An 8,485-nucleotide genomic window follows, 5' to 3' on the forward strand; every position below is an offset into this window, starting at 1 on the left:
TATATTTGAAAAACAACAAAAGGTTTATGATCTATCTAATGAGCATAGTGGCATTATTACTCGTATTAACTGCCTGTAGTGGAGACAAGACATCTGGGTCCTCATCAGCTGGTTCAAGTAACAATAAAGTTTTTGAATTGGATGTTAATAATCCACTTCCATCCACACACCATTTAGCTGGAAATGCTTTCGAACCATGGAAGAAATTAGTTGAAGAGAAAACAGAGGGTAGAGTAATAGTCAATTTGTATCATGGTGGTACGCTTGGACAGACTGGAACGGCATTAGAAGATGTAAGTGGTGGTATATCCGATGTCAGCTATCTAACTCCATCCTATTATTATGATAGCCGTGTATTTCCATGGACAATAGGTAGTTTGCCATTTTCGGTACCTACTAAAGATCCAGCTGTAACGGTATCAAAAGTCTTAAGTGAATTTGCGCCAAAATATTGGCGTCCAGAAGAAATTTTTCAGGATATAGTCTATATGGGAATTCAATCGACTGATCCATATGTAATGCTTAGTACAAAGCCGATTAAGAAGGCGGAGGATTTAAAAAACCTTAAGATCAGAGTCCCTGGTAAAGGTTGGGAAAAACTAATTGTCAGCTGGGGAGGAACCCCTGTTTCTGTTACAAACGAAGAAATGTATGAAGCTTTAGAAAGAGGCACAATCGATGTTGGGATCTATACAGCTGTGGGTTCAGTTGGAAATAAATACTACGAAGTTGCTCCATACATTGTAAAAAATGTTCAGCTCTACTTAACCCCAATGGTCAGCATAATGAACAGAGATTTTTATGATAGCTTACCTGACGATTTGAAAAAGATATTTGATGAAGAGCTTAACCCAGCCCTTGCGGAACTTATCACTCAAAGCTACGTAAAGGAATCTGATCAAGCGTGGGAAAACTTAGCAGCTGGGGTAGAAGGTAAAGGTGAAATTATCGAACTACCAGAGAAAGAAGTTCAAAAATTACGTGCTGGAGCAAAGGATCAGTGGGATGTCTGGGTAAAGGATGCAAATAAATTTGGCTATCCAGGCGAAAAAATGTTGGATGAGTATAAGTATATGCTAGAAGAAAATGGAGTTGAATTGCCTTTTTAGATTGAAACCATAAAAGAGTCTGATGAAAGGTACGTTTAATTGATAGTCTGCTAGTTAGTAGTGGACTATCAATTATTTAAATAATTGATCAACATTTTGTGGATGAGCGTTTACTCTGAGAATAGAAGGTGATTACGATAAATCTTTATTTCACTGTAACCCGAAAAATAACGGTTTGTACGAAATGGATTGGTTTCTTCAGCATGGCATTTACAATGTTTTTTGTTACATTTGCAGTTGCTTCAAGAACCTTGTTTCACCAACCCATCTTAGGCGACAAAGAATTAGTTCAGCTAGGTATGGTAGTAATGATTGTGTTTGGATTGGCCTATTGTCAAGCGGAAAATAGTCATGTGTCGATTGGGCTAATTGTTGATAAGTTTCCAGAGAGAATACAGGTCATTATAGACATTGTTGCTTTTACCCTAACGTTTATTGTCTGTTTGATCGTTTCATATTATTATTTCTTTGTCGCATTGAAAGATTTTAATGTATTACACTCTACAACAGATATGTTAGACATTCCCCTTTACCCGTTTAAGTTTATGGTTACACTTGGATTTCTACTTTGGGGTCTCGAATCCTTGGTAAAAGTTTTTGATGGGATTCTTGTGTTAATGGGTAAGAAAGCGTATGAAAAGGGGGAGGAGCACCTTGTCAATTGAACTGATTGGTATTATTGGCATTCTTTTAATGTTTGTTCTGATGTTTCTACGAGCTCCAATTGCCATTGCAATGGCAGTTCCTGCATTTATAGGAATCCTTTACTTAAAAGGATGGAAAACATTAGGAACAGCAATTGAAACGATTGTATGGTCTCACAGCTTTAGTTACACGATGTCGACAATTCCGATGTTCGTACTAATGGGTGAATTATTATTTGTTTCAGGGCTCTCCTCTGAATTGTTTGATACATTTCGGAAATGGTTAGGTAGATTTAAAGGAGGATTAGCGTTAGCGACAATTGGTGCATCCTCCATCTTTGCTGCAGCATCAGGTTCTAGCCTAGCAACTACTGGTACGATTGGTACAATTGCCTCAAAAGAAATGACGAAATATGGCTATGACAAATCCTTTAGCAGTGGCGCAATCGTTGCTGGAGGAACGTTAGGTATCTTAATTCCCCCAAGCACAATGTTTATCCTTTATGGAATGCTTACAGAGCAATCTATCGGAAAATTGCTAATTGCAGGAATTTTACCTGGTATCATACTTACAATTTTGTACATGTTAACTGTTAGTATTTCTGTTTGGATGAATGGTAAGCTGGCCCCTTCCAGTGAAAAAAGTACATGGAAGGAAAAATTTATCTCATTAAAGCCTACAATTTGGATTTTTCTATTATTTATACTTGTCATTGGAGGTATGTATGTTGGGTGGTTCAGCCCAACCGAAGCTGCTTCTGTAGGTGCTTTCGGTGCTTTTGTTATTGCGTTGGTAAAAAGAAAATTGACTTTTCAAGTGTTAGTAAATGCTTTTAATAGAACACTGAAGTCAACAGGATTTTTGTTTGCCATAATTTTGGCAGCTTTTATCTTAAACTATTTCTTAGCCATCACAAAGGTTCCTATGATGCTTGCAAACTTCTTTGCAAATGTGAATTTGCCTCCATTAGGGATATTGGCTTGCATCATTTTACTTTACGTTTTGCTGGGAGCGGTCATGGATGCGTTTGCAATGGTTGTAGTCACCATCCCTATTATACTACCTGTTATTGATGCACTAGGTTATGACTTCATTTGGTTCGGTGTCATTATTGTATTAGTGGTTGAGATGGCTTTAATAACACCTCCAGTTGGCATGAACTGCTTTGTGTTAAAAGGTGTAGTACCAGAGCTAAAACTAGAAGAAATTTTTAAGGGTGCATTACGTTTTGTTGTTCCTATCATTGTCATGATTATCCTTTTGATATTCTTTCCAGAGATCGCTTTATTCTTACCGGAAACGATGAGAGGCTAAAAGTTATTTAAGTTTTATTAAGAATGGTATTGGAAGTTGAGTAAGGGGGTATTAAAGACTCGTGAGTTCACTTGAGGCTATTATTAATCCAAGAAGTATTGCAATCGTGGGTGCATCTTCAAAACCGGGGTTTCCATCAAGGGTTCCCCAGTTTTTAATTAAGTATGGGTATGAGGGAAAGATTTACCCCATTAATTCGAAGTATGATGAGTTATTTGGACATAAGGCATTTCCTAGTTTGTCTAGTGTACCGGATGAGATTGACCTTGCTTTATTAATCATTCGAGCTAGCAGTGTGTTAACAGTGTTAAAGGAATGTGTTCAAAAAGGGGTAAAGGCAGCCTTAATCTTTAGTTCAGGTTTTGCAGAAACTGGAGAAAAAGGTCGAAAAGCACAGGAAGAAATTAAAGCACTTTGCAGGGAATCAGGGTTAAGGATTCTTGGCCCGAATTGTTTAGGCTATATCGCATTAAATAACAGATTAGTTGTAACGGCTTCAACTATTGCGGAGCGAATCCATAGTTTTGAATCAAAACCTATCGCATTCATATCACAAAGTGGTGCTGTCGGAAGCATGGTGAGTACAGAAGCGATGCGTAGAAACAAAGGGTTTAGATATTTTGTCAGTACAGGAAATGAGTTAGACATTGAAGTTAGTGAAATGGCAGAATATCTACTAGAGGATCCTGAGGTAAATGTTGTCGGAATATACAATGAATCCATAAAGGATCCAGAGAAATTGGTCAAGCTAGGGAAAAAAGCACTTCAATTAGAAAAGCCTGTTGCGGTCTTAAAAGTTGGAAATTCAAAGGTTGGTAATAGGGCTGCAGCCTCGCATACTGGTTCTATGGCAGGAAGCCATCAAGTGTATGATGGTTTTTATAAAAAAAATGCCATACTAAGAGCCCATGATATACAGGAGTTGTTGGACTTTCTAATGCTAAGTTCCAATACAGCAATACCAAAAGGAAACAGACTTGCAATCATCACCCCTTCGGGTGGTGCAGGAATTATGCTTAGTGACCGAGCAGAGGAATTGGGTATTGAAGTACCAGAACTTTCCTCAGAAGTTCAAGAAAAGCTAAGAATCAATATACCTGAATTTGGAGATACTGCTAATCCTATTGATGTAACGGGAGAGATTATTGCTCATCCTGAGATGATCAAAAACACGTTAAAGATATTAATTGAGGAAAAACCAGTAGATGCAGTAATTATTTTTATGTCAACTTTAGATCACATTGCTCCACAATTAGTTGAGGACATCAAAGAATTAAAGAGGCAGACTGAAATGCCAATCATTTTTTCATGGTTTGCTGCTGCCGACCATGTAATTCAAATGCTTTCTGATGCAGAGATTCCAGTATTTCTTGATCCTACACGGGCTATTGGCGCATTGAAGCTAATGATGGATTATCGTAAGATTTTGGAAAAGAAAGAACGAGGCCAGTTTATATGGGAATCGTCTATGAGTCTTGAAGCTTCTACAAATGGTAGTGAAATACAAGATTGGTTGAAACAAGAAATACAGAAGGGGAAACGTAGTCTAAGTGAATTCGAAGCAAGAAAAGTATTAGAAGCATATAACATTCCAGTAGCTGCTGCAAGATTGGTTACTAATTTAGAAGAAGCTTGCATAACCGGAGAGAAAATAGGATATCCGGTTGTTATGAAGATTGAGTCGCCAGATATACTACATAAATCTGATGCAGGCTGTGTTATTTTAAATATCAAATCGAGTGAAGAAGTTGAGCATGCTTATAGAACGATTATGAACAATGCAAGGAATTATAAATCTGATTGCTTAATTAAAGGGATCCTTATTGAAGAAATGATTTCTAAAGGAAACGAAATCATCGTCGGAACGGTCCATGATGAAACATTTGGGCCAACTGTCATGTTTGGAATTGGAGGGGTATTTGTAGAAATTCTTAAGGACGTATCCTTTAGAGTGGCACCGGTTACCACACATGATGCGATGGAAATGTTTCAAGAAACGAAAGGGTATAAATTGCTTCAAGGTGCTAGGGGACGAAAACCAGTAAATTTACAAAAACTTGCAGAGTTGTTAGTTCAAGTTTCTCATTTAGCATTTGATCTAAAAGATTTCATACAAGAGTTAGATCTTAATCCACTAATAATTTCTGAAGACGGAGAATCAATAATAGCAGCGGATGCATTGATACAACTAAAGAAGAAATGATATCGCAAGGTAAGTAGTTTTATGAGGAGGCTAATCGATAAATGAAATCCAAAATATTTAGAATAATAGATATTTGCCTTCTCGTTATCGAAAGGAGATTAGTAAATGATAGATTTAAAGATTCCAGAAGAGATAAAAGAAGTAATTTCTGCCATAGATAAATTTATTCAAAAAGAAGTAGAACCAATTAAAAAGAAAGTCCAGAAACAGCTTGATAATGAGCGGTATTATTACAATGAAGATGGCGTATATGCTGATGAAATATTAGAGGTGATGCGTGAGATTAGAATGAAGTCTGCAAAAGCTGGATTTTACAATATGTTCGGTGACCCTACGCTTGGGGGAAATGGAGACGTATATGGTCCTATCGCTGTAGCGTTACTTCATGAATTTTTAATGGAAAAATACGGGCTTGATCCACTTGTTATGGAAGTTTTTCCAATCGCCTTGTTTTCTAATGGTTTATCTTCAGTATTATTAGGATTACATCCAGAGGTAAGAGTAGAAATATTACCGGGTGTAGCAAGTGGAGAAACTCAACTTTGCTTCGGGTTAAGTGAGCCTGATGCAGGTTCAGATATTTGGGCTATGAAGACGAAAGCAGTGAAAGATGGAGACTATTGGGTAATCAACGGTACAAAGCAATGGATCACACATGCACCCTATGCTGACTATGCGATGATTTTTGCAATAACAGATTCTGATTTAGCGGATAATAGAAAAGGCGGAATAACATGCTTTTTAGTTCCTTTTGATGGTGAAACATGCGTTTGCAGCTCCGTAATTCCTACACTAGGACATTTAGGAGGAAGAATCGGAATTGTTACATTGGAAAATGCCAGAGTTCATGAGAAGTATATTATAGGTGAACTACATCAAGGATTTGGTAAAGCGCTCCATGGAATTGATATTGGTCGGATTGTAATGGCAGCAAATTGTGTGGGTGCTGCTCAGTGGGCATTAAATAAAGCCATTGACTATGCAAATGAAAGGAAAACGTTCGGTGTAACAATAGGTAATCATCAAGCGGTGCAAATCATGCTAGCAGATTGTGCAATGGAAATCTATGCTGCTCGAAATATGCTTCTGCACTGTGCATGGAAAATGGAAAATCAAAAGACGATCCCCGTAAAAGAGATATCGATGATTAAGGCGTATTCGACTGAAATGGTACAAAAAGTAGTTGACCGTTGTATGCAGATTCACGGAGGTATGGGATTAACGAACGAACTAAAGCTTGAAAAAGTATGGCGTTGGGCCAGATCACAACGCATTCCTGATGGAACAACTGAAATACAAAAACGAACAATTGCACGGCACCTTTTAAAAGGAGACAGGAGTTTTAGATAATAGGAGAGGGGACTGTAAAATTTGTTCACTAGGGAGTGCTTCTAATTCTTTATCTTAACAAAAGTTTTTTTAGTACCTGCTCATAAAAAAAGTAACTCACCCTGTCCGCTAACTAGTGTGAGTTACTTTTTTCTTCCAATTATTTAATTAGTAACTGGACTACTAAGGATAACTAATGCCGACTTGGTGTTCTAGCACCTACTTCTTTCAATTATCATAAACATCGATTTCATCTGACACTACAAATTCTCAAACGTACCAATCGTTTGTTTCTTATCTCCTCCCGCAGTTCCTTAATTACGTGGGAATTGTACTTATAAGCTTATAAATCGTTGTTATTGGAGAGTGTCACCGTTTTCATTATGTCTATAAAAGACCTTGCTGCTTTAGTGAGATACCTTCCATTCTTATAAGCAATAACAACTTTTCTTGTCCGCTTCTCTACCTGATTAATTCGCAAATAGGCTAGAGGTTCATGAGAAGTTGTATTGCCTATCACCATTCCTGGAACAAAGGCTATTCCAATACCGGTTGATACTAGAGAAAGACAAGTCATTATATTAACACTTTCAATTATCACTTTTGGTTCAAATCCAGCCTCTTTACATAAACTCTCCGTTACTGATCTAAATGGACTACCTTTTTTTAAGAGAATGAAAGACTCATTTTTAAAATCAATTAGATCGATCTTCTTAGAATGTGCTAGTGGATGTGTGAGAGGTACAGCGAGGAAATATTCGTCTTCTAGGATGGTTTCCACTTCAAGTTCTTTAGTCGGCATTGTCATGGACATGAGACTAATTTCAACCTGTCCTCGTGAGATTAGTAATTCTAGATTTTGAGTAGAATCTTCAAGAAGTACAAGATCAATTCCTGGGTATTTATTTTTAAACAAAGGGATGGCTTTCGGCAAAAGATAAGCTCCTGTGGTTGCCAAACTTCCAATGTAAAGCTGACCTGTATGCATATCTGCCACATCATCAATTTCTTTTTTTAATTGGTTAAATTGGTCGATAATTTTTAATGCATGCTCAACGAATACTTTTCCAGCGTAGGTTATTTGAACCTCACCGTGCCCCCTATTGAATAATTGCGTACCGAGTTGATTTTCAAGTTTAATAATTTGATAACTTAATGAAGGTTGTGCTATATGAAGTTGTTCAGCTGCCCTTGAAAAGTTTTTTTCGTTTGCCAACATAATTACATATTGAAGGATTTTCGGTTCCAATTCTATCATCCTTTAACTATAGATATTTAATATAGCTTTACCAATAATTATATCTTATACACTATGGAAATTAAATGTTATAAATAAAAAATTCAGATAAATCAAAAAAAGATTCGGTACGTCAAAATAATTCTTGAAGTTTGAGGGAAAACATGAATGCCCATGAGTTTGAGTTAGTCGTTCTAGGAGGGAGGTAAGGGCGGCTATGTGGCTACCATCCGTGCAAGTCAGTTAGATCTAAAACGTATATACTAGGTGGAACTTGTTTCCATCGAAGATGTATTTGTATCAATGGAATTGATAGATTACTTGGAACACTAGAGTAGCATTCCTGTTTGAAGGATTTTCGGGGACTTGAAAAAAAGAGACCTCTGGTTATCATGCGGGGTGTCAAATCGTTGCGCGAAAGGACCCTTAATTTGATAACCAAGGAGCACTCCATATGGATTTTAAACAAAATCAGAAAATTACTCAAGTCCCGAAAAAACACTTGTTGTCGGAATCGACATTGCCAATCGTACACACTTCGCTTGTTTCGTGGATAACCGCGGACGAGTGCTCCAAAAATCATTCTTGAAGCGGAAGAACCATTATTTTGGCGAGTCGAGCAAAGATGCTATCAAAACAGAATCCAGA

At 37.3% G+C, this 8,485-nt stretch carries 6 protein-coding genes and 1 pseudogene; 6 read left to right on the forward strand and 1 reads right to left on the reverse strand.

Annotated elements, in window-relative coordinates:
• The first annotated feature begins 5 nt into the window (after window positions 1-5).
• From dctP to V7124_RS21815, 5 genes are all read left to right on the forward strand, one after another.
• Entirely contained in the window at window positions 6-1,109 is a 1,104-nt protein-coding gene (gene dctP, locus V7124_RS21795) for a TRAP transporter substrate-binding protein DctP (RefSeq protein WP_335493401.1), read from the forward strand.
• Window positions 1,110-1,237: 128 nt separating this feature from the next.
• Window positions 1,238-1,774, forward strand: a complete 537-nt coding sequence (locus tag V7124_RS21800) for a TRAP transporter small permease subunit (protein WP_335493404.1) — start codon at window positions 1,238-1,240, stop codon at window positions 1,772-1,774.
• Window positions 1,764-3,068, forward strand: coding sequence for a TRAP transporter large permease (locus V7124_RS21805; RefSeq protein ID WP_335493409.1), 1,305 nt, complete (start codon window positions 1,764-1,766; stop codon window positions 3,066-3,068). The genes V7124_RS21800 and V7124_RS21805 overlap by 11 nt, the downstream gene beginning before the upstream one ends.
• Window positions 3,069-3,129: 61 nt before the next feature.
• Complete coding sequence (locus V7124_RS21810) at window positions 3,130-5,271, forward strand: acetate--CoA ligase family protein (protein WP_335493412.1); 2,142 nt, start codon at window positions 3,130-3,132, stop codon at window positions 5,269-5,271.
• 105 nt (window positions 5,272-5,376) lie between these two features.
• Entirely contained in the window at window positions 5,377-6,621 is a 1,245-nt protein-coding gene (locus tag V7124_RS21815; RefSeq protein WP_335493415.1) for an acyl-CoA dehydrogenase family protein, read from the forward strand.
• 322 nt (window positions 6,622-6,943) lie between these two features.
• On the opposite strand, the gene V7124_RS21820 is transcribed toward V7124_RS21815, so the two are convergent.
• Complete coding sequence (locus V7124_RS21820; RefSeq protein WP_335493419.1) at window positions 6,944-7,849, reverse strand: LysR family transcriptional regulator; 906 nt, start codon at window positions 7,847-7,849, stop codon at window positions 6,944-6,946.
• A gap of 442 nt (window positions 7,850-8,291) precedes the next feature.
• On the opposite strand from V7124_RS21820, the pseudogene V7124_RS21825 reads away from it, so the two are divergent.
• Window positions 8,292-8,422 (forward strand): annotated as a pseudogene (locus V7124_RS21825) (IS110 family transposase); the annotation flags it as partial.
• Window positions 8,423-8,485: the final 63 nt, after the last annotated feature.

The sequence above is a fragment of the Neobacillus niacini genome, assembly GCF_036961885.1.
Lineage (GTDB): Bacteria > Bacillota > Bacilli > Bacillales > Cytobacillaceae > Neobacillus > Neobacillus niacini_H.